Source organism: Cognatundibacterium luofuense (genome assembly GCF_018139685.1).
Lineage (GTDB): Bacteria > Pseudomonadota > Gammaproteobacteria > Burkholderiales > Burkholderiaceae_D > Undibacterium > Undibacterium luofuense.
In genome coordinates, this window is record NZ_JAGSPN010000287.1 from 1 (window position 1) to 364 (window position 364).

Below are 364 nucleotides of genomic sequence, written 5' to 3' on the forward strand. Positions count from 1 at the left end.
GCACGGCGAAGTTTCATTTCAAATTTGTTTGGAATGTCAGTCTGCTTCTTCAGCTTCCTTCGGAAAAACTCATACTTTCTTTTGTAATCTCTGGAGTAGGGCACTGCTGGTCCAGTTATGGCCACATTCTGCATCCGAGGATCTTCCCACTGTGTCTTCTTTATATTGTGATTTATGAAGAAGACCCTTCCATCTGTGTGCGTTCTTTCTTCCCAGCCTGGAGGTAAAGGTCCCAGGTCATTGGAGTCGACTGGTGTCTTTCCTCTCAGATGAGCAGGAATTTTCGATCTTGGATCATCCTGCATGGTGGGCTTGGACCATGTGGTTGTCTTAGAGTTGTGGTCTACATAGTACGATCGTCCTC

General features: G+C 46.2%; 1 protein-coding gene. It reads right to left on the reverse strand.

The annotated features are described in order from the left end of the window. Nucleotides 1–305, reverse strand: a 305-nt coding sequence (locus KDM89_RS20445; RefSeq protein ID WP_212689698.1) for a WW domain-containing protein, incomplete at its 3' end; no start/stop codon positions are given. Between the last annotated feature and the right edge of the window lie 59 nt (nt 306–364).